This window comes from Microbispora sp. H10949 (genome assembly GCF_014161435.1).
GTDB lineage: Bacteria > Actinomycetota > Actinomycetes > Streptosporangiales > Streptosporangiaceae > Microbispora > Microbispora triticiradicis.
In genome coordinates this window covers 278,591-299,209 of sequence record NZ_JABBWZ010000009.1, presented here as the reverse complement: position 1 = coordinate 299,209, position 20,619 = coordinate 278,591, and the positions used below count along the sequence as shown (strand labels likewise).

15 protein-coding genes are annotated in these 20,619 nt (G+C 70.6%); 8 read left to right on the top strand and 7 right to left on the bottom strand.

Going from position 1 to position 20,619, the window contains the following annotated elements; translation table 11 throughout:
* Nucleotides 1–378 precede the first annotated feature (378 nt).
* From HHX40_RS24365 to HHX40_RS24350, 4 genes are all read left to right on the top strand, one after another.
* Nucleotides 379–2,832, top strand: coding sequence for a glycoside hydrolase family 3 N-terminal domain-containing protein (locus tag HHX40_RS24365; protein WP_182882462.1), 2,454 nt, complete (start codon nucleotides 379–381; stop codon nucleotides 2,830–2,832).
* Nucleotides 2,816–3,892, top strand: coding sequence for a LacI family DNA-binding transcriptional regulator (locus HHX40_RS24360; RefSeq protein ID WP_182873130.1), 1,077 nt, complete (start codon nucleotides 2,816–2,818; stop codon nucleotides 3,890–3,892). The genes HHX40_RS24365 and HHX40_RS24360 overlap by 17 nt, the downstream gene beginning before the upstream one ends.
* A gap of 150 nt (nucleotides 3,893–4,042) precedes the next feature.
* Nucleotides 4,043–5,020: an AraC family transcriptional regulator gene (locus HHX40_RS24355; protein WP_182882461.1), complete on the top strand. Its 978-nt coding sequence runs from the start codon at nucleotides 4,043–4,045 to the stop codon at nucleotides 5,018–5,020.
* A 124-nt stretch (nucleotides 5,021–5,144) separates the two neighbouring features.
* Nucleotides 5,145–6,125, top strand: a complete 981-nt coding sequence (locus HHX40_RS24350; RefSeq protein WP_182882460.1) for an AraC family transcriptional regulator — start codon at nucleotides 5,145–5,147, stop codon at nucleotides 6,123–6,125.
* 19 nt (nucleotides 6,126–6,144) lie between these two features.
* On the opposite strand, the gene HHX40_RS24345 is transcribed toward HHX40_RS24350, so the two are convergent.
* Nucleotides 6,145–6,570, bottom strand: a complete 426-nt coding sequence (locus tag HHX40_RS24345; RefSeq protein WP_220499503.1) for an ATP-binding protein — start codon at nucleotides 6,568–6,570, stop codon at nucleotides 6,145–6,147.
* Between the two features lie 303 nt (nucleotides 6,571–6,873).
* Between HHX40_RS24345 and HHX40_RS24340 the strand changes: the two genes are divergently transcribed.
* Nucleotides 6,874–7,851, top strand: coding sequence for an AraC family transcriptional regulator (locus tag HHX40_RS24340; RefSeq protein ID WP_182882459.1), 978 nt, complete (start codon nucleotides 6,874–6,876; stop codon nucleotides 7,849–7,851).
* Here the strand turns inward: HHX40_RS24340 and HHX40_RS24335 are convergent.
* Nucleotides 7,803–8,291 (bottom strand): ATP-binding protein, encoded by a 489-nt coding sequence (locus HHX40_RS24335; protein WP_220499502.1) that lies wholly within the window; start codon nucleotides 8,289–8,291, stop codon nucleotides 7,803–7,805. The genes HHX40_RS24340 and HHX40_RS24335 overlap by 49 nt on opposite strands.
* A 325-nt stretch (nucleotides 8,292–8,616) precedes the next feature.
* Here HHX40_RS24335 and HHX40_RS24330 point away from each other — a divergent pair, with 325 nt between their 5' ends.
* The gene (locus HHX40_RS24330) at nucleotides 8,617–9,255 is read left to right on the top strand and encodes a response regulator (protein ID WP_111701144.1); all 639 of its coding nucleotides are present in this window, start codon (nucleotides 8,617–8,619) and stop codon (nucleotides 9,253–9,255) included.
* A gap of 30 nt (nucleotides 9,256–9,285) precedes the next feature.
* On the opposite strand, the gene HHX40_RS24325 is transcribed toward HHX40_RS24330, so the two are convergent.
* The 5 genes from HHX40_RS24325 to HHX40_RS24305 all read right to left on the bottom strand — a co-directional run bounded on the left by HHX40_RS24325 (nucleotide 9,286) and on the right by HHX40_RS24305 (nucleotide 16,221).
* Complete coding sequence (locus HHX40_RS24325; RefSeq protein WP_182882458.1) at nucleotides 9,286–11,067, bottom strand: GAF domain-containing protein; 1,782 nt, start codon at nucleotides 11,065–11,067, stop codon at nucleotides 9,286–9,288.
* A gap of 77 nt (nucleotides 11,068–11,144) precedes the next feature.
* Nucleotides 11,145–11,717 carry a hypothetical protein gene (locus tag HHX40_RS24320; protein ID WP_182882457.1) on the bottom strand — a complete coding sequence of 191 codons (573 nt, stop codon included), beginning with the start codon at nucleotides 11,715–11,717 and terminating at the stop codon, nucleotides 11,145–11,147.
* A gap of 263 nt (nucleotides 11,718–11,980) precedes the next feature.
* Entirely contained in the window at nucleotides 11,981–13,369 is a 1,389-nt protein-coding gene (locus tag HHX40_RS24315) for a PHB depolymerase family esterase (RefSeq protein ID WP_182882456.1), read from the bottom strand.
* A 142-nt stretch (nucleotides 13,370–13,511) separates the two neighbouring features.
* Nucleotides 13,512–14,909 carry a PHB depolymerase family esterase gene (locus HHX40_RS24310; RefSeq protein ID WP_310738254.1) on the bottom strand — a complete coding sequence of 466 codons (1,398 nt, stop codon included), beginning with the start codon at nucleotides 14,907–14,909 and terminating at the stop codon, nucleotides 13,512–13,514.
* Between the two features lie 202 nt (nucleotides 14,910–15,111).
* Entirely contained in the window at nucleotides 15,112–16,221 is a 1,110-nt protein-coding gene (locus tag HHX40_RS24305) for a lectin (RefSeq protein ID WP_182882579.1), read from the bottom strand.
* A gap of 871 nt (nucleotides 16,222–17,092) precedes the next feature.
* On the opposite strand from HHX40_RS24305, the gene HHX40_RS24300 reads away from it, so the two are divergent.
* Nucleotides 17,093–18,613 (top strand): endo-1,4-beta-xylanase, encoded by a 1,521-nt coding sequence (locus HHX40_RS24300; protein ID WP_182882455.1) that lies wholly within the window; start codon nucleotides 17,093–17,095, stop codon nucleotides 18,611–18,613.
* A gap of 482 nt (nucleotides 18,614–19,095) precedes the next feature.
* Nucleotides 19,096–20,586, top strand: coding sequence for an endo-1,4-beta-xylanase (locus HHX40_RS24295; protein ID WP_259403888.1), 1,491 nt, complete (start codon nucleotides 19,096–19,098; stop codon nucleotides 20,584–20,586).
* The last annotated feature ends 33 nt before the right edge of the window (nucleotides 20,587–20,619 follow it).

The following is a 20,619-nucleotide window of genomic DNA, read 5'->3' as shown; positions in this document are numbered from 1 at the left end:
CACGGCGAGATGTAGACCTGGACTCCACGCTGTTCTCCGTACGTCGCATGCCGAGGCTGAGCGCGGCTCGCCGAACATCGGATGCGGTGGCCGGCGAACTGGATCAACACCGTGATCAGCACCGTGGGCGCCTCCGCCCCACTCCTCCTTGAAGTCAGCCCGTCGAAACATTTCGACACAAGCCGCGTGGCACGCCAATTTAGATAGGCGGTACCAGCGTGTCAAGGCTCCTCTCACACGCTCGGCACAGCCGGGTTAGCCGTGTGTAGAGTACTTTCGCATGGGCGTCTAGCTGGTGATCTCGTGAAACATCTGTGTTTCAGGCGAATCCGCCGCCAGACCTCGAAATGTTTCGAAACTCTTTCTTGAGGAGAGCAGATGACGGCGCTCGATCGGACCCCCGCGACGGACCGGATCCTCCGGCCGTGGCAGGACCCCGCGCTTCCCGTGGCCGACCGGGTGGAGGCCCTCCTCGAGGAGATGACTCTGGAGGAGAAGATCGGCCAGCTCGGCAGCCGGTGGATCGGCAACGACATGCAGGACGAGCAGATCGCCGAGTCACAGGACGACACCGGCACGCACAACGTGGCGCCCATGCAGGACGTGTTCGCCGCCGCGGGGACGGTGCCGTTCGAGGAGTCGGTGCGCCACGGCCTCGGGCATCTGACCCGGGTGTTCGGCAGCACCCCGGTGAGCGCGGCGGAGGGGGCCGCGGAGGTGGTGCGGCTGCAGCACGAGGTGGTGAAGCACTCCCGGCTGGGCATTCCGGCGCTGGTGCACGAGGAGTGCCTGACCGGTTTCACCACCTACGGCGCGACGGTCTACCCGACGGCCATCGCCTGGGGCGCGACCTTCGACCCCGGCCTGGTGGAGCGGATGGCCGCGGCCATCGGGCGGGACATGCGCGCCGTGGGCGTCCACCAGGGCCTTTCGCCCGTGCTCGACGTGGTGCGCGACTACCGCTGGGGCCGGGTCGAGGAGACCCTGGGCGAGGACCCGTACCTCGTCGCGATGCTCGGCTCGGCGTACGTGCGCGGCCTGGAGAAGGCGGGGGTCATCGCCACACTCAAGCACTTCGCCGGATACTCCGCGTCCCGGGCGGCCCGCAACCACGGCCCGGTGCCGATGGGCCGGCGCGAGCTGATGGACATGATCCTGCCGACGTTCGAGACCGCGATCGCGGAGGGCGGCGCGCGCTCGGTCATGAACTCCTACTGCGACCTGGACGGCGTTCCCTCCGTCGCCGACCCGTGGCTGCTGACCGAGGTGCTGCGCGAGGAGTGGGGGTTCACCGGGACCGTCGTCTCCGACTACTGGTCGGTCGCGTTCCTGGCCACGATGCACCAGGTCGCGGCGGACGCGGAGGACGCCGGCGTGCAGGCGCTGACCGCCGGGATCGACGTCGAGCTGCCCGACACGCTCGGTTTCGGCCAGCACCTGGCCGACCGGGTGCGACGGGGCGAACTGCCCGAGGCCCTCATCGACCGGGCCGCGCGCCGGCTGCTCACCCAGAAGATCGAGCTCGGCCTGCTCGACCCCGACTGGACGCCGGAGCAGTCGGTGGCCGGGGCGGAGTCGGTGGACCTGGACTCGGCGCACAACCGGGAGCTGGCCAGGGAGCTGGCCGAGCGGTCCGTCGTCCTGCTCGACGCGGGCGAGGCGCTGCCGCTGCTCGGCGAGGGCCGCCCCGAGCTGAGGCGGGTGGCGGTGGTCGGCCCCTGCGCCGACGACCCGCGCACGTTCATGGGTTGCTACTCCTTCCCGAACCACGTGCTGCCCCGCTACCCCGGGCTCGGGCTCGGCATCGAGGCGCGCGGCCTGCTCGACGCGCTGCGGGCCGAGCTGCCGGACGCCGAGATCGTCCACGAGCGGGGCTGCGACTGGCGGGACGCGGACCGCTCCGGCTTCGCGGACGCGCTGCGGGCGGCCCGCGAGTCCGACCTGTGCGTGGCCGTCGTCGGCGACCTCGCCGGGCTGTTCGGGCAGGGGACCTCGGGCGAGGGCTGCGACGCCGACGACCTGCGGCTGCCCGGCGTGCAGGAGGACCTGCTGATCGAACTCGCCGCCACCGGCACGCCGGTCGTCGTGGTGGTCGTCTCGGGCCGGCCGTACGCGCTGGGGGACGTGCGCGACAAGGCCGCCGCGCTCGTCCAGGCGTTCATGCCCGGGCAGGAGGGCGGGGCGGCGGTCGCGGGCGTCCTGTCCGGACGGGTGCAGCCCTGCGGGAAGCTGCCGGTGCAGATCCCCCGCAGCCACGGAGGCCAGCCCGGCACCTACCTCCAGCCGCCGCTCGGCGCCGAAGACCACGGCATCAGCAACCTCGACCCGAGCCCCCTCTTCCCGTTCGGCTACGGCGCCTCCTACACCACCTTCGAGATCGGCGACCTGGAGATCAGCGAGACCGAGGTGCCCACGGACGGCGAGTTCACCGTGTCGGTGCGCGTGCGCAACACCGGCCCGCGGGCGGGCGAGGAGGTCGTCCAGCTCTACCTGCACGACGTGCTCGCCCAGGTCACCCGTCCGGTGCGGCAGCTCACCGGGTTCGCCAGGGTCCGGCTGGAGCCGGGCGAGAGCGCGCGGGCGACCTTCACCGTCCACACCGACCGGACCGCCTTCACCGGACGCGACCTGCGGCGGGTGGTCGAGCCCGGGGACGTCGACGTCCTCGTCGGCACGTCGGCGTCGGACCTGCCCTGCCGGGGCCGCGTACGGCTGACCGGCCCGCTCCGCCACGTCGGCAGTGACCGCCGGTTGGTCACCCCCGTGGAAGTGAGCCCGGCGCCGGGGTCCGGCGCCACGCGACAGGGAGGATCAGATGGCGGCCGGTCGTAGACGGGCCACGCTGGCGACGGTCGCGGCCTCGGCGGGTGTGTCGGTCGCGACCGTGTCGAAGGTGCTGAACGGCCGCAGCGACGTCGCCCCGGCGACGCGTGCCCTGGTGCTGTCGCTGCTCGCGCAGCACGACTACGTCGCGCCGCCGCAGCGCCGGGGCGAGCCGGCCGCGTCCGACACGGTCGAGGTGGAGTTCGACGACGACCTCAACCCGTACTCGACCGAGATCGTCCAGGGGGCGGTGGAGGCCGGGGCCGAGCTCGACGCGTCGATCGTGGTGAGCATCCGGCGCTCCGCCGACCGCACCGGGGGGTGGGCGCGGGGGCTGGTCGCGGCCGGGCGGCGGGCGCTGGTCGCCGTCACCGGTGAGCTGACCGGGGGGCAGCTCGGCGCCCTGTCCCGGGCGCGGCTGCCCCTCGTGGTGATCGATCCGCTGAACCTCCCGAGGACCCGGGTGACCAGCGTCGGCTCCACGAACTTCGCCGGTGGCCTGGCCGCCACCCAGCACCTGCTCGGGCTGGGCCACCGGCGCGTCGCCCACCTCGGCGGCCCGGCCACCGCGGCCTGCACCCAGGCCAGGCTGCACGGCTACCGGGCCGCGATGGAGGCGGCGGGCGTCCCCGTACCTCCCGGGTACGTGCGGACGGCGCACTTCCACTACCAGGACGGGGTCGAGGGCGGCGCGGCGCTGTTCGATCTCCCCGAACCACCCACGGCGATCTTCGCCGGGTGCGACGAGATCGCGCTCGGGGTGCTGGAGGCCGCCAGGGCGCGCGGGCTGCGGGTGCCGGAAGACCTCAGCATCGTGGGGTTCGACGACACCCAGATCGCCCGGATGGCCTCGCCGCCCCTCACGACCGTACGCCAGCCGCTTCGGGAGATGGGCGCCGTCGCGGTGCGTACGGCGCTCCGCCTGGCGGCGGGGGAGCGGATCGAGTCGCACCACGTCGAGCTCGCCACCGAACTGGTGGTGCGCGGCTCGACCGCCCCCGTCACGACCGGGGACCCCACGACGGATGCTTCGGCGGCCACCCGGGTGGACGCGGCCGCCCGCGGCTGAACCGGACGGCCGCGGGGCGCCGGGGGTACGGCAGGCGCTCCGGGACGGATCGTACGCGCCTCACCAGGACGAACGTAGGCTGAGACAGAAGGCCCACCCGGGGGGATTGGGTCGCCCCTCGGGCCACGTGACCGCTGGGGGGAGGCGGACATGTCCGATCAGCGGATGCCGCTCGCCGCGCACTGGCGGCTGCACACGCACGACGCCGACGAGGCCCGGGTGCGGATCGGGGAGGTCGTCGGCGCGCACGAGCTGCGACCCATGAGGGCCGGCGCCCGGCTCGACGTCCGGTTGCAAGGAGTCCAGTTCGGCGATTTCGGGTTGTACGTCCTCGGCTATGGAGCGGAGGTCTTGATCACGCCGCCCGTCGCGGACGACTCCCTCTTCGTCGAGATCCCGTGTGCCGGAACGGCCGAGGTGTGCCACGGCCGGGAGACGATCCGATCCACGCCCGAGCTCGCCGCCGTGCTGTCGGCTCACCCCAGGTCCATGCGGTGGGGGGCCGGGAACACGCAGTGCATCGTGCACTTCGACCGGCCGGCGCTCGAAGCTCACCTCGGCAGGCTGATCGGGCGGCGGCCGGATCGGCCGCTCACGTTCGCTTCGGGCATGGACCTGACGCTGCCCCCGGCCCGTTCCTGGTGGTCGGTGGCCGAGCTCCTCCGCGACGAGGCCGAAACCGGTGGCGCCATGCTGGAGCAGCCGCTCGTCGTCAGGCAGTTCGAGGGGCTGCTGATGACGCAGCTTCTGATGGCCCAGCCGAGCAACTACAGCGACGTCTTGTGCGGTGGGCAGCGGAGGGTCGCGCCGCCGACCGTGAAGCGGGCCGTGAGCCTGATCGAGGAGCACGCGGGCGAACCGCTCACGGTGGAGGACATCGCCGAGGCCGTGGGGGTGAGCGCGCGGGCGTTGCAGGAGGGGTTCCGGCGCCATCTGGACAAGACGCCGATGGGTTACCTGCGTGAGGTGCGCCTCGACCGGGTGCGGGCCGAGCTCACGGTCACCGATCGGGTCACCGTGACCGTCACCGACGTCGCGTACCGGTGGGGGTTCGCCCATCTCGGCCGGTTCTCGTCGGTTTACCGGCAGCGGTTCGGGGAGTCGCCCTCCGAGACCCTCCGGCGCTGACCCGGCCCGGGCGGGGCCGGGGGTACACGACCTGACCAGGGCGAACGTAGGCTGGGACGGACCGTCCGGGGGGACGCGCCACGTCCGCGCGTTCCGGTTCGCGTGACCGCTGGGGGAGGCGGAGATGTCCGATCGGCCGCTACCGTTCGCGGCGCATCAACGGGTGTGCACCCGGGACGTCGACGAGGCCGAGGCCAGAGTCGGGGAGGCCCTCGGCCGCTACGCGGTGCGTCCCGTGGAGTCCGGCGCTCACATCGACGCCTGCATGACCGGGATCGAGTTCGGCGAGGTCGGTCTGTACTGCCTCCACTACGGCACGGAGGTGTTGATCACCCCCCAGATGGTCGACACTCATCTCCTCGTCGAGGTGCCGCTCATCGGCACCGCCGCGATGTCCCACGGGTCCGAACGGATCGTGTCGACGCCAGGGCTCGCCTGCGTGCTGTCGCTCACCCGGCCCATGTCCGTGCGATGGTCGGCCGGCCACTGCGGGCTGTTCACCCGGTTCGACCGCAGGGCGCTCGAAGACCAGCTCGGCAGGCTGATCGGGCGGCGGCCGGACCGTCCGCTCACCTTCTCCCTGGGGATGGACCTGACGCGGGCCCCAGCCCGTTCCTGGCGGTCCGTGGTCGAGCTCCTCCGCAGAGAGGCCGAGACCGGTGGCGGAATGCTGGAGCAGCCGCTCGTCGCCAGGCAGCTGGAGGGGCTGCTGATGACGCAGCTTCTGATGGCCCAGCCGAGCAACTACATCGACGAGTTGCGCAACGGGCATCGGAGGGTCGCGCCGCCCACCGTGAAGCGGGCCGTACGGCTGATCGAGGAGCACGCGGCCGAGCCGCTCACCGTGGAGGACATCGCCGAGGCCGTGGGGGTGAGCGCGCGGGCGTTGCAGGAGGGGTTCCGGCGTCACCTGGAGAAGACGCCGATGGGTTACCTGCGGGAGGTGCGCCTCGACCGCGCGCGGGCCGAGCTGGCGGTCACCGATCCGGTCACCGCGACCGTCACCGATGTCGCGTATCGCTGGGGGTTCGCCCATCTCGGCCGGTTCTCGCTGGCCTACCGGCAGCGGTTCGGAGAGTCCCCCTCCGAGACCCTCCGGCGCTGACCCTGCCGCCCCCATCGGATCAGCAGGCGGGCAGTTCCGCCCAGTAGGTGGCGGAGTCAGGCCCGACGTCGGCGCCGTGACGGAGCGCCAGCGCCTCGACGACGTCGGTGCCGCGTCCGCGCTCGTCCGAAGCGGGCGCGCTGCCCGGCCACACGGGAGCCGCTCCCGAGTCGCCGACCTCGACGCGTACGACGCCTCCGTGCAGGAAGAGCCGCAGCTCGGCCGGTGGCAGGGCGTGCAGCACCGCGTTCGTGACCAGCTCCGAGATCACGAGTACGGCCTCGTCCCCAATGGCCTCGGGCAGGCCCCACTCCGCCAGCACGTCGCGGGCCCGGCGGCGCACCACACCGACCACCTGGAAGGAGTGGGACACCGGATATGTGTAGACAGCCGTGGCCGCTGCGGCCCCGGCGACGTCGGCACGGTCCATAACCTGTACGTTCATCGTCTCGTGCTCCCTGATCACCAGTGGGCTGGACCCGTTCGGAGAGCCCTGCCGTGACCCCTTCCGATGAGGCGTCCAGCTGGTAAGAGCGTCCATATCCCCACGTTATGTGGGCGGGTCAACGTGTGCTATCCCAAAGACGAGGCATGACGTCCACATTACGAACCCCCTGTCCTCCACCAAGCCGCCCCAAGGCCGATCTTGCGCAATTGTGCCTTCTACCAGCGGGAACGTAGGCTGGATGGGTGTCCACGCAGAGGACGCGCCTCGCCCTGATCGCGTGACCGCCGACGGGAGGGGGACATGCCCGATCAGCCGCCGGCGCTCACCGCGTATCCACGGCTGCGCACACATGACGTGGAGGAGGCCCAGGCCAAGTTCACGGAGGTGCTCAGCGGGCACCAGGTGCGCATCATGAACACCGGTGCCCACGTCGACGCCTGGCTGAAAGGGTTCCGGCTGGAGAGCGTCGGCCTCCTCAGCTTCAGTTATGGGACGGAGGTGCTGGTCACCCCCGAACTGCTGGACACGCAGCTCTTCGTCGCAATCCCGCTCACCGGCCACCTGGAGGTGTCCCAGGGCCGGGAGCTGGTCGAATGCTCCCCCCGCGTCGCCGCCGTGGAGGCGATCAGGGAGCCCACGTCCATACTGTGGGCCGAGGGCTCGCAGTTGATCGTCAGGTTCGGCCGTCCGGCGATCGAGACCCACCTCGGCCGGCTGCTGGGGCGGCGACCAGAGGCGCCGCTCACCTTCTCTCTCGGCATGGACCTGACGCGGCCCCCCGTCCGTTCCTGGCGGTCGGTGGTCGAGTTCCTCCGCGACGAGGCCGAGGCCGGCGGTGGCATGCTGGAGCAGCCGCTCGTCGTCAGGCAGCTGGAAGGGCTGTTGATGACGCAGCTTCTGATGGCGCAGCCGAGCAACTACATCGACGAGTTACGCGGTGGGCATCGCAGGGTCGCGCCGCCGACCGTGAAGCGGGCCGTGAGCCTGATCGAGGAGCACGCGGCCGAGGCGCTCACGGTGGAGGACATCGCCGAGGCCGTGGGGGTGAGCGCGCGGGCGCTGCAGGAGGGGTTCCGGCGTCATCTGGAGAAGACGCCGACGAGTTTCCTGCGGGAGGTCCGCCTCGATCGGGTACACGCCGAGCTGGCGGCCCGCAACCCGTACACGGCCACGGTCACCGATGTCGCGTATCGCTGGGGGTTCGCCCATCTCGGCCGGTTCTCGTCGGTCTACCGGCAGCGGTTCGGGGAGTCGCCCTCCGAGACCCTGCAGCACTGAAGCCGGCTCGTGAGCCGCACCGAGGGCCGTGCCCGCAGCTCCACCCAGTGGGTGACGGACTTCGGCCGGACGTCGGCGCCGTACCCGACCGCGAGCGCTTCGATGACGACGCCGCCGTGTCCGCCCGCGGGCGTGCCGCCGGACCGCGCGGGTGCCGTCCCCGAGTCCGCGACCTCGATCCGTACGACGTCCTCCAGCAGGAGGAGCCGCAACTCGGCCGGGGGAAGAGCGTGGAGCACGGCGTTCGTGACCAGCTCGGAGACCACGAGCAGGGCCTCGTCCACGGTGTTCTCCGGCAGTCCCCATGCTCTGAGCAGGCCGTGCGCGCGGTGCCGTACGGCGGCGACCGCCTGCGGCATGTGGGGCACCGGACAGGTGTACACAGCCGTGGGCGCTGCGGCCCCGGCGGCGTAGGCACGGTTCATGAGCTGTGCGTTCATCGTGTCGTCGTGCTCCTCGGCCGGCGGCCGGCGGGACTCTTCACGGAGCGGACCCGCGGCCGGAGGTTCTGTGCGTCGTCACTGGTCGGTCGGGGTGCGCGGGGAAGTTTCCCCTCGCCCACCTCCGCGGCCGCCCCGCCGGGACGCCCCTGACGGGCGGTCATCCGGCTGGTGGAAGCGGCCATGTCTGAACGTTATGTGTGTCGGGCGGAGCGGGCTATCCCGAAGACGAGGCGTGGTATCCCCAGGACGAACCGCCGCTTCTCGCCTCACCGGCCGGGCCCGTGCTCGGCCGATCGGGCTCTGAGGGCTTAGCGTATGAGTCATGATTCGCGTGTTCCTGGTGGACGACCACGAGGTGGTACGGCGCGGCGTGGCGGCGCTTCTGGAGGCCGAGGACGACATCGAGGTCATCGGCGAGGCGGGGACGGCGGAGTCGGCCGTGGCCCGCATTCCGGCCCTGCGGCCCGACGTCGCGGTGCTGGACGTGCGCCTGCCTGATGGCAACGGCGTGGACGTCTGCCGGGAGGTGCGCTCGAAGGTGCCCGGCCTGGCCTGCCTGATGCTGACCTCCTTCGCCGACGACGAGGCGCTGTTCAACGCGGTGATGGCCGGCGCTGCCGGTTACGTGCTCAAGCAGATCCACGGCTCCGACCTGGTCGGCGCGGTGCGGACGGTGGCCGCCGGGCAGTCGCTGCTCGACCCGCAGACCACGGCCGCGATGCTGCACCGGCTGCGTGACCAGGCCACCAGGAAGGACCCGCTGGCCGCCCTGTCGGACCAGGAGCGCCAGATCCTGGAACTGATCGGCGAGGGCCTGACCAACCGGCAGATCGGCGAGCGGATGTTCCTGGCCGAGAAGACGGTCAAGAACTACGTGTCGAACCTGCTCGGCAAGCTCGACATGCAGCGCCGCACCCAGGCCGCCGCCCTGGCCGCCCGCCTCAAGGCCGAACACGACTAGATCGGCTCGGCCACCGCCGCCCGGCGCCGGTCATCCGCTCAGGGGAATGGTCCATTCCAGGCGGGTGCCGCCGCCGGGCGGCGCGGTGAGGGCGAAGGACCCGCCGAGCCGTTCGGCGCGGTCGGCGAGGTTGCGCAGGCCGCTGCGGCGGCCCTCGGCGGAGACGCCGACGCCGTTGTCCTCCACCACGAGCGTCAGCCGCTCGCCGGTGGCGTCGAGGGTGACGTCGGCACGCGAGGCCCTGGCGTGGCGGACGATGTTCGACAGGGCCTCGCGCAGTACGGCGAGCAGGTGTTCGGCCGCCTGGGCAGGCACCCGGCTGTCGAGATGGCCCTCCAGGCTCAGGCCCGGCATGAAGCCCAGGTGCCCCCGGGCGCTCTCGACCAGGTCGACGACCTGGGCCCGCAGGCTGGGAGAGCTGTCCTCGCGCGGTGTCTGCAGGGCGAAGATGGTCGAGCGGATCTGCCGGATGGTGGTGTCCAGTTCGTCGATCGCGGTCTGGAGGCGGGAGGAGGCCTCGGGGCGTTCGACCAGCCGCACCGTGCTCATCAGCGTCATCGCGACGGCGAACAGCCGCTGGATGACCACGTCGTGCAGGTCCTTGGCGATGCGGTCGCGATCTTCCAGCAGGCCGAGCCGCTCGGCGTCCCTGCGGGTGTCGGCGAGCTCCAGCGCGACGGCCGCCTGCCCGGCGAAGGCGTGCAGCATGCGCAGCTCCGACCGGCTGAAGGGCATCCGCCCGGCGCGCTTCACCAGGGCGAGCACGCCGCGGACCGCGCCGGGCGCGCCGAGCGGCACCGCCGCCACCGGCCCCACGGGAGCGTCGATCTCCCAGGCGAGCGTCTCCTCGTCCGCGCCGTCGTCGTCGAGCATCAGCGGCTCGCCGCTGAGGAAGGCCCGCCCGGCCAGCGAGCCGGTGATCGGCACCCGCCCGTCGTACGCGGAGCCGGCCGGGCCGGCCTGGTCTCCCCGCTCCTTCGCGTCGGCGGGGTCGCGGGGATCGCCGTCGGGGTCGGCCGGGTCCGCGGAACCGGTGCGCTCCAGGGCCAGGTGCAGGGAGTCGCTGCCGGCGCGGGGCAGCAGGATCGCGACGCCGTCGGCGGCGCTCATCTGGTGGGCCCGGTGCGCGATGAGGGTGAGCACCTCCTGCGGCTCGGCGCCGGAGAGCAGACGGGTGGTGATCTCGGCGGACGCCTGCAGCCAGGTCTCCCGGCGGCGGCTCTCCTCGTACAGGCGGGCGTTCTCGATGGCCACTCCGGCGGCGGTGGCCAGGGCGACCACGATCGCCTCGTCGTCCTCGTCGAACTGCCCGCCGCCGCGCTTCTCGGTCAGATAGAGGTTGCCGAACACCTCGTCGCGGACGCGGATCGGCACCCCGAGGAAGCCGCCCATCGGCGGATGGCCGGGTGGGAAGCCGTACGACTCGGGGTGCTGGGAGATGTCGGCCAGGCGCAGCGTCCGCGGTTGCTTGATCAACAGGCCGAGCAGGCCGAGACCGTGCGGCCAGTGCTCGATCCGGGCGATCTCCTTCTCGCTCAGCCCGACGGGGACGAACTGCACCAGGGTGTTGTCCTCGCCGATCACGCCCATCGCGCCGTAGGTGGCGTCCACCAGAGTGGCGGCGGTGGCCACGATGCGGCGCAGCACGATCTCCAGGTCGAGGTCGCTGCCGATCGAGACCACCGCCTCCAGCAGCGCGTGGACGCGGTCGCGGGTGGCCAGCACCGCTTCGAGGCGTGACTGCAACTCGGCCAGCAGGTCGTCCAGTCGCATGCTCGGAATCAGCGACCGGGACAGCTCGTGGTCGGTCATAGGGGGCAGTCTCGCATCGCGGACATGCCGATGCCCACTCCCAGGGGGCGGGGAGTGGGCACCGGAGCCGGAGAGTCTCACCTGAGGATCGGGAAGCGGCGCACGAGCGGGGTGGCGGCCCACCGTCCGCCGAGGCCGAACGTCTCGCCGGCCCGGGTCAGCGCCAGGCCCGCGAGGACGATCGCGTAGACGATGTGCTCGTCCATGAAGGGGTTGGTGGTCAGCGGGAGTTCGGCGGCCCACATCATCAGCAGGAGGAGCCCGCCGGTGGTGGCGGCGAGGCGCATGCCCACGCCGAGGACGAGGGCGGCGCCGATGCCGGCGAGGCCGGTCATGAACAGCCAGTCGACCCAGGCCTGGCCGGCGAGGGCGCCGAACAGGCCGCCGAAGGTCCTGTCGGCGGTGCCCTTCAGGAAGCCGGTGGTCGGGCTGCCGCCGTTGATCCACGCCTTGGCGGCGGGGGTGGCGAAGCCCCAGCCGAACAGCTTGTCGAGGAAGGCCCACAGGAACACCCAGCCGACGGCGACGCGGGCGGCGGCCCAGACGTACCTGGCCGGGTCAGTGCCGGTCGTCGTGCCGGTCGTCTGGGGAGCGGGGGGAGCGGCGGGAAGGAGGGGGGCCTTCTGGTGCCGCGCTTCGGTGATGGCCATGACCGGCCCCTTTCGACTGCGGTGGTCGTGTTCTTTACGTTCCAAGAACACCGCATCACCGCATCGGCGGCGCAGAGCCGTACGGCACCCTCCGGTCACTCCGAAGTCCCGTGGTCGCGGGACCTTCGGCCCTCCCGGAACATGCGCAGGGCCGCGCGGGATCGGGGGGTGACCAATCCACCCCGGTCCCGCGCGGCCCCGCAGCGCACTCTCGACGTGCGTCTACCCAAGGGGTCCGACGTCATGCACGAGGGCGTTCTTCGTTATCTGCTCCAGGTCCACTTCTGGTTGGTGCCGCCGTGGCAGCTGTAGAGCTGGAGTTTGGTGCCGTTGGCGGTGGCGGCTCCGGCGGCGTCGATGCACAGGCCGGACTGGACGCCGGTGATGCTGCCGTCGGAGTTGACGCGCCACTTCTGGTTGGTGCCGCCGTGGCAGGAGTAGATCTGGATCTTGGCGCCGTTGCCGGTGCCGCCGGCGTCGAGGCACTTGTTGCCGTAGACGCGGATCTCACTGGCCGAGGTGGACGACCAGGTCTGGTTGGTCTGGCCGTTGCAGTCCCACAGCTGCACCTGGGTGCCGTCGGTCTGGCTGGCGCCGGTCACGTCCACGCAGCGGCCGGAGGCCACACCCTTGATCGGCCCGCTGCCCCCGCCAGAGGTCGGGGTCGTCGACGGCGTCACCGACGGCGTCACCGTCGGCGTCACGGAGGGGGTGACGGTCGGTGTCGCGGACGGGGAGGTGCTCGGCGCGTCGAGGCCGAAGAACCGGATCGCGTAGATCCCCATGCCCTGGTGCGGCAGGTCGTGACCGGCGCCGGAGATGGTGTACGCCTCGACCTGACCCGAGCCGAAGCGCCGCCGGGTCCAGCCGGACTGCGGGGTGTCAGTGGAGGCGGGCGTCTGGCTGATGCCCCACACGTTCGTCCACTGGTCGACCTCCTCCTGCAGCATGCTGTAGTTCAGCACCGAGTCGTTGGTGCCGTGCCACGCCTGCACCCGCGGCCGGGGCCCGGTGTAGCCCGGGTAGGCGTTGCGGGCCAGGTCACCCCACTGCTGCGGCGTCTTGTCGCCGCACCCGGCCGGGCCGAGGCAGCCGTAGGGGACGCCCGAGAACGGCGCGCCGGCCTTGAACACGTCGGGGTAGGTGGCGAGCAGGTTGTTGGTCTCCATCGCACCCGAGGAGAAGCCGGTGGCGAACACCCGCTCCGGGTCGCCGTTGTAGCGCTGCTGGACGTAGTTCACCATCGACACGATCGAGCCCGGGTCGCTGCCGCCGCCGTGGCGCAGCGACTCGTTCGACCACACATCGAAGCAGTTCGACATGCCGTTGGCGCTCTTGTTCGCCTGGGGATAGATGACGACGAAGCCGTACCTGTCGGCGAGCGAGGCGAACTCGGTGCCCTGGTAGAAGCCCTGCGCCCAGCCGTTGCAGCCGTGCATCGCCACCAGGATCCCCGGCCTGGCCGCCACGTTGTTGGGGACGTACAGGAACATCCGGATGTTGCCGGGGTTGGAGCCGAAGTTCGTCACCTCTGTCAGCGTCGCCGCCGACGCTCCCGGCACCGGTCCCACGAGCATGGACAGCGCCGTGACCACCGCCGTGAGCGCGGCGGCGAGGGCGGTGCCGACGAGTTTCCTGAGATGTCGTCTCATCGTTCTGCTCTTTCTGAGGGGTTCTTTCGGGGGTTCTTGCGGGAGTTTTCAGGGGTTCTTCAGGAGGTCGTTCGGGGGAGCCGTCCGAAGGGCCCCGGCGCGGCGGGCACGCCGCACCGGGGGGATCCCTTCGCATCCGGGACTATCTGCTCCAGGTCCACTTCTGGTTGGTGCCGCCGTGGCAGCTGTAGAGCTGGAGTTTGGTGCCGTTGGCGGTGGCGGCTCCGGTGGCGTCGATGCACAGGCCGGACTGGACGCCGGTGATGCTGCCGTCGGAGTTGACGCGCCACTTCTGGTTGGTGCCGCCGTGGCAGGAGTAGATCTGGATCTTGGCGCCGTTGCCGGTGCCGCCGGCGTCGAGGCACTTGTTGCCGTAGACGCGGATCTCACTGGCCGAGGTGGACGACCAGGTCTGGTTGGTCTGGCCGTTGCAGTCCCACAGCTGCACCTGGGTGCCGTCGGTCTGGCTGGCGCCGGTCACGTCCACGCAGCGGCCGGAGGCCACACCCTTGATCGGCCCGCTGCCCCCGCCGGAGGTCGGGGTCGTCGACGGCGTCACCGTCGGCGTGACCGTCGGCGTGACAGTCGGTGTCGCGGACGGGGAGGTGCTCGGCGCGTCGAGGCCGAGGAAGGAGATGGCGTAGGCGAGCTGGCCGCTCATGGGGAGCTGGTGGCCGACGCCGGAGATGCTGATGCCCTCGACGGTGGCCTGGGTGCCGGTGTTGCCGTACCGGGTGCGGGTCCAGGAGGACTGGGGGTGGTCGGTGAAGGCCGGGGTCTGGCTCAACCCGTTGAGGTTGGTCCACTGCTTGATCTCTTCACCGAAGTTGTTGTAGTGCAGGGTGGTGTCGGTGGTGCCGTGCCACAGCTGCATGCGGGGGTAGCGGCCGGTGTATCCGGGGTACATGGCGCGGGCCTGGTCGCCCCACTGCTGGGCGGTCTTGCTGATCTGCCCGCCGGAGCACTGGCCGTTCCAGAGCGAGCCGTCGTTGGTGGCGAAGCAGCCGGCCGGGACGCCGGAGAAGGCGGAGGCGGCGGAGAACACGTCGGGGTATTCGGCGGCCAGGACGTTGGTCATCATGGCGCCGGAGGAGAAGCCGCTGACCACGATGCGGCCGGGGTCGACGTTGTAGCGCTGGCGGGTGTAGTTGACCATGGCCATGATGCCGGTCGAGTCGCTGCCGCCGTCGCGGCGCAGCGCGGCGGGGGTGGAGACGTCGAAGCAGGATCCGCTGCGGGTGGCTTCGGGGACCACGATGATGTAGCCGTAGCGGTCGGCGGCGGTGACGTAGTCGTGGCCGTTGCCGTTGAAGATGCCGCTGGCCGAGCCGCTGCAGTAGTGGACCAGGACGAGCAGGGCGGGGCGGGCGGCGACCCGGTCGGGGACGTAGAGGTACATGTTGAGGTTGGTCGGGTTGGTGCCGAACCCGGTGATGCGGGTCAGCGTGGCGGCCGCGGCGGGGTGGGCGGCCAGCAGCATGCCGACGAGTACCAGGGGCAACGAGGCGGCGGCCAGTATGGATCTGAGCCTTCGTTTCACGCGAAGTCCTTTCGTTGTCGAAGTGGTGACCCGTCGGCGCGGCGTCCGGGCGGCGGTGCCGGAGGCCGGGCGCTATTCGTGATCAGGGCGCTTGGGGTGGAGGGGGACCGCTGGGGACATGCCGGGGCGGCGCCTGCGGGGGCCGCTGAGGGGCGGGCCTACGCCGGGGCGGCCGGTCCGGCCGCCCCGGCGGGGTCCTCGATCAGACGCGGGTCCAGCGCTGGTTGCTCTGCCCGTTGCAGGACCAGATCTGGAGCTTCACGCCGTTGGCGGTGGAGTAGTTGGGTGCGTCGAGGCACTTGTTGGCTCCGACCGCGGTGATGCTGCCGTCACTGTTGAAGCGCCACTTCTGGTTGTTCTGTCCGTTGCAGTCCCAGATCTGCACCGCGGCGCCGTCGGCGGTGCTCATGTTGGCCACGTCGAGGCACTTGTTGCCGTACACGCGCAGTTCGCCGGAGCTGGTGGGAGTCCAGCTCTGGTTGGACTGTCCGTTGCAGTCCCAGATCTGCACCTGGGTGCCGCTGGTCTGCGACGCGTTGGGGACGTCCACGCACCTGCCCGAAGCGACTCCCTTGATCGCACTGGGACCGGCACTGGGGCTGGTGCTCGGGCTGGCGCTGGGGGTCACGCTGGGGCTCGGGCTGGATCCCTGGCCGAGGCTGCCCGGGACCGACTGGAGGGCGGCGTACCAGGCGGCGGCCATCTTGTCGTAGCCGTTCGCGGTGGGGTGGATGCCGTCGATGAGGTCGCCGGTGGTGAGCTTGCTGTGCATGTCGACCAGGTGGACGTGCTTGCCGCTGTTGACCTTCGACTGCACGATGCCGGGGACGGCGGCGTTGAAGGTGCGGGCGGCCGACTCCTGGCCGGAGTTCGACAGCGGGATGATCGTGGCGACGAACACCTCGGCGTTGGGCGCGGCCGAGGTGATGTGGTCGATCAGGGTGGACAGCCGCTGGGGGGCGGAGGAGACGTTGTAGTTCTGCAGCACGTCGTTGGTGCCGATGTGCAGCAGCACCGTGCGGGGGGTGTAGCTGCGCAGCCAGCCGGTGATGTTGGCGTCGATCTGGTCGATCCGCCACCCGGGGTGGCCCTCGTGGTCGTGGTCGCCCAGGTTGCCCGGCCCGTTGTACTGCGAGCCGACGAAGTCCACGGTGTAGCGGCCGGCGGCCAGGCGCTGCCACAGCCCGATCCGGTACCCGCCCGGCACCTGGGTGCCCTCGGTGATCGAGTCACCCAGCGGCATCACCCGAACCCCGCCGTTGGACTCCGCGCTCGCGGCGCCCGCCCCCAGCACCGCGCCCGACGCCGCCATGGCCACGGTCAGGAGCGGTACGGCCAGCCATCGGCCCAGCGACTTCCGCGCACGCGACCAGCGCGGACGATGGATTATTTCTGTTATCGCTAACATTTTTGTACCCAGCTTTCTCAGGGGGCGAACGCCGTGAAGTGGTGGCTCTGCGGCGGAACATGATCGGGGTGGCCGGGCCGGCCCGTCGTACGGGCCGCACCGCTGCGAGGAGTCACGGGCCGGCCGATCCGGCTCCTCCCGCTCTGTACGGGCGACCTCCCATCGAAAGCGACGGCGAGGGGAGGCCGCGGAGGGAGGTGGTGTGTCCATCCGGGGTCTCGCGTCGCTCGGGCCGCGTGGTGCGCTTTCAAGACGAGATGCTGTTAACGTTAACAACTACCTGGGGCTCCAGGCTCCCTTCTCCCTTCGGTGCGCTAAGTGGTGGTGGGGCGGAGCAAAGCCGAGGTGGCGAGACGGAGTCAAGGACCCGCAGTCTCGCGTACGGGCGTGCGACGACCGGGCACGGGCCCAGCAGGTCTTATGTCGTACGTCTCACCGGTACGCAGGGGATGTGTGATGAAACTTTCAGGCATTCCGGCCGGGCCGGAGGCGACGGCCCGCCGAGACGTTTCGGGAGACCGGGGCGGATGCCGGCGGGGTGCGACACCGCCGGGCGAGGGCCGGTCGTTCCGAAAGTTTCACTAAAGTCTTGACATGTTTCGGCCGGGTTTCCACACTGAGTCCCCGAGGCGATCTCCTGCCTGATGGTGGTGCACAGGCGGGAGGCCGTCCGCGACGCCCCCGGTGGTGTGCGCTCCCGATCGATGGAGCGCGGCGTCGATTCGCGACTCTACTCGCCTCTTTCCCTTCCCGTTTCAGTTATGGAGGCTCAGGCATGGGCGAACGCCCCAATTCCCGGCCTGGAACCCGGCAGTCCTTCACAGGACTGCGCCGGGCTCTGGCCGTCGGTGCTCTCGGTGTGCTCGGCGCGGTCACGGCGTTCGCGGCGGCTTCGGCCCCCGCCGACGCGGCGGCCAGCACGCTGGGTGCGGCGGCGGCGCAGAGCGGCCGTTACTTCGGCACCGCGATCGCCTCGGGCAAGCTCGGCGACTCGCAGTACACGACCATCGCGAACCGTGAGTTCAACATGGTGACCGCCGAGAACGAGATGAAGATCGACGCGACCGAGCCGAACCGCGGGCAGTTCAACTTCTCCGCCGGTGACCGGGTCTACAACTGGGCCGTGCAGAACGGCAAGCGGGTCCGTGGTCACACGCTGGCCTGGTACTCCCAGCAGCCGGGCTGGATGCAGTCGCTGTCGGGCAGCAGCCTGCGGCAGGCGATGATCGACCACATCAACGGGGTCATGGCCCACTACAAGGGCAAGATCGCCTACTGGGACGTCGTCAACGAGGCGTTCGCCGACGGCAACTCCGGTGGCCGGCGCGACTCCAACCTGCAGCGGACGGGCAACGACTGGATCGAGGTGGCCTTCCGCACCGCGCGGAACGCCGACCCGGCCGCCAAGCTCTGCTACAACGACTACAACATCGACAACTGGTCCTGGGCCAAGACGCAGGGCGTCTACAACATGGTCAAGGACTTCAAGCAGCGCGGCGTGCCGATCGACTGCGTCGGCCTCCAGTCGCACTTCAACAGCAACAGCCCGTACAACAGCAACTACCGCACGACGATCTCCAGCTTCGCCGCCCTCGGCGTCGACGTGGCGATCACCGAGCTGGACATCCAGGGCGGCTCGGCGCAGACCTACCAGAGCGTGGTCAACGACTGTCTCGCGGTGTCGCGGTGCGTCGGCATCACCGTGTGGGGCGTCCGTGACAGCGACTCCTGGCTCGGCGCGAACACCAGCCCGCTGCTGTTCGACGGCAACGGCAACAAGAAGGCCGCCTACACCTCGGTCCTCAACGCCCTCAACTCCGCCCCCACCGTCTCGCCCACGCCGCCGGTGAGCCCCAGCGCGAGTCCTTCGGGGAGCCCCAGCGCGACTCCGACGGTGAGCCCGACCAGTGGCGGCAACGGGGCGATCCGGGGCGTGGCCTCCGGTCGCTGCATCGACGTGCCCAACGCCAGCCAGAACGACGGCACGCAGGTGCAGCTGTACGACTGCAACGGTCAGAGCAACCAGACCTGGTCGTCCACGTCCTCCGGTGAGATCCGGGTCTACGGCAACAAGTGCCTGGACGCGGCCGGCACGGGCAACGGCGCCGCCATCCAGATCTACTCCTGCTGGGGCGGGGACAACCAGAAGTGGCGGGTGAACTCCGACGGCAGCATCCAGGGCGTCCAGTCCAACCTGTGCCTCGACGCCGTCGGAGCCGGCACCGGCAACGGCACCAAGCTCCAGCTCTACAGCTGCCACGGCGGCAACAACCAGAAGTGGACCTGGAACAGCTAGGCGAGTCCATCCGCTGACTCTCCTCCTCTCCTGGTGGTGAAAGAAGGCCTCCGGCACGGCGCACGCCGCCGTACCGGAGGCCTTCGCTTGTTGTGGGCGGACTGATCGGGAAGACCTCGCCGAGGCCGCCGGAGCGCACGGCTCGCGCTGGGCGATGATGTAAATTTCAGCCATTACCGCCCTTCTGGCGGGCTGGCCGGCTCGAAAATTTCCAGGGCCCTGGGCAGGCCATATACGGGGGTAGGACGCCAGCCTGACGACGGCTCGCCTCCGAAAGTTTCACCCCAGTCTTGACATGTTTCGGCGTGGTTTCCACACTGAGGTCCCGAGGCGGCCCTCCTGTCCGGTGGTGGTGCGCAGGCAGGGGGCCGCCGTTTCGCGACGCCTGACGGGTGTGCGTTCCCAGTGATGGGGCCCGCGTCCATCCCGCGCGGCATGTCGCCGCAGTACTCCCTTCCCGTTTCAGTTATGGAGGCTCAGGCATGGGCGTACGCGCCAATTCCCGGCCTGGAACCCGGCAGCCCTTCACGGGGATGCGGCGGGCTCTGGCCGTCGGTGCTCTCGGTGTGCTCGGCGCGGTCACGGCGTTCGCGGCGGCTTCGGCCCCCGCCGACGCGGCGGCCAGCACGCTGGGCGCGGCGGCGGCGCAGAGCGGCCGTTACTTCGGCACCGCGATCGCCTCGGGCAAGCTCGGCGACTCGCAGTACACGACCATCGCGAACCGTGAGTTCAACATGGTGACCGCCGAGAACGAGATGAAGATCGACGCGACCGAGCCGAACCGCGGGCAGTTCAACTTCTCCGCCGGTGACCGGGTCTACAACTGGGCCGTGCAGAACGGCAAGCGCGTGCGCGGGCACACGCTGGCCTGGCACCAGCAGCAGCCGGGCTGGATGCAGTCGCTGGAGGGCAGCTCGCTGCGGCAGGCGATGATCGACCACATCAACGGGGTCATGTCCCACTACAAGGGCAAGATCGCCTACTGGGACGTCGTCAACGAGGCCTTCGACGACAGCAACGGCGGGCGGCGCAACTCCAACCTGCAGCGGACCGGAAACGACTGGATCGAGGTGGCCTTCCGCACCGCGCGGAACGCCGACCCGGCCGCCAAGCTCTGCTACAACGACTACAACATCGACAACTGGTCCTGGGCCAAGACGCAGGGCGTCTACAACATGGTCAAGGACTTCAAGCAGCGCGGTGTGCCGATCGACTGCGTGGGCCTGCAGTCGCACTTCAACAGCCAGAGCGCCTACAACAGCAACTACCGCACCACGATCTCCAGCTTCGCCGCGCTCGGCGTCGACGTGGCGATCACCGAGCTGGACATCCAGGGCGGCTCGGCGCAGACCTACGCCAACGTGACCAACGACTGCCTGGCCGTGTCGCGGTGCGTCGGCATCACCGTGTGGGGCGTCCGTGACAGCGACTCCTGGCTCGGCGCGAACACCAGCCCGCTGCTGTTCGACACCAGCGGCAACAAGAAGGCCGCCTACACCTCGGTCCTCAACGCCCTCAACGCCGCCCCGCCCGTCTCGCCCTCCCCGCCGGTGAGCCCCAGCGCGAGTCCTTCGGAGAGCCCCAGCCAGTCGCCGTCGCAGTCGCCGTCGCAGTCGCCGTCCCAGTCGCCGTCCCAGTCGCCGTCCCAGTCGCCGTCGCAGTCGCCGTCGACGGAGCCGGGCGGATGCAGCGCGACGATGCGTACGGTGAACTCCTGGCCCGGCGGGTTCCAGTCCGAGGTGACCGTGCAGGCGGGCAGCGCGCCGGTCAACGGCTGGACCGTGAAGTGGACCTGGCCCGGCGGGCAGAGCATCAGCAGCCTGTGGAACGGCCAGCAGAGCGTGTCCGGCTCCAGCGTGACGGTCCGCAACGCGCCCTACAACGGCTCCATCGCCTCGGGTGCCTCCACCACCCTGGGCTTCACCGCCAACGGCAGCGCGGCCACCCCCTCCGTCACCTGCTCCAGCCCGTGACCGCCTGACCTGAGAACCGAACAACCGGACCGA

Coding starts and splice junctions, on each gene's coding strand:
- HHX40_RS24365 (WP_182882462.1), top strand. CDS start 379: ATGACGGCGCTCGATCGGACCCCCGCGACGGACCGGATCCTCCGGCCG.
- HHX40_RS24360 (WP_182873130.1), top strand. CDS start 2,816: ATGGCGGCCGGTCGTAGACGGGCCACGCTGGCGACGGTCGCGGCCTCG.
- HHX40_RS24355 (WP_182882461.1), top strand. CDS start 4,043: ATGTCCGATCAGCGGATGCCGCTCGCCGCGCACTGGCGGCTGCACACG.
- HHX40_RS24350 (WP_182882460.1), top strand. CDS start 5,145: ATGTCCGATCGGCCGCTACCGTTCGCGGCGCATCAACGGGTGTGCACC.
- HHX40_RS24345 (WP_220499503.1), bottom strand. CDS start 6,570: ATGAACGTACAGGTTATGGACCGTGCCGACGTCGCCGGGGCCGCAGCG.
- HHX40_RS24340 (WP_182882459.1), top strand. CDS start 6,874: ATGCCCGATCAGCCGCCGGCGCTCACCGCGTATCCACGGCTGCGCACA.
- HHX40_RS24335 (WP_220499502.1), bottom strand. CDS start 8,291: ATGAACGCACAGCTCATGAACCGTGCCTACGCCGCCGGGGCCGCAGCG.
- HHX40_RS24330 (WP_111701144.1), top strand. CDS start 8,617: ATGATTCGCGTGTTCCTGGTGGACGACCACGAGGTGGTACGGCGCGGC.
- HHX40_RS24325 (WP_182882458.1), bottom strand. CDS start 11,067: ATGACCGACCACGAGCTGTCCCGGTCGCTGATTCCGAGCATGCGACTG.
- HHX40_RS24320 (WP_182882457.1), bottom strand. CDS start 11,717: ATGGCCATCACCGAAGCGCGGCACCAGAAGGCCCCCCTCCTTCCCGCC.
- HHX40_RS24315 (WP_182882456.1), bottom strand. CDS start 13,369: ATGAGACGACATCTCAGGAAACTCGTCGGCACCGCCCTCGCCGCCGCG.
- HHX40_RS24305 (WP_182882579.1), bottom strand. CDS start 16,221: ATGGCGGCGTCGGGCGCGGTGCTGGGGGCGGGCGCCGCGAGCGCGGAG.
- HHX40_RS24300 (WP_182882455.1), top strand. CDS start 17,093: ATGGGCGAACGCCCCAATTCCCGGCCTGGAACCCGGCAGTCCTTCACA.
- HHX40_RS24295 (WP_259403888.1), top strand. CDS start 19,096: ATGGGCGTACGCGCCAATTCCCGGCCTGGAACCCGGCAGCCCTTCACG.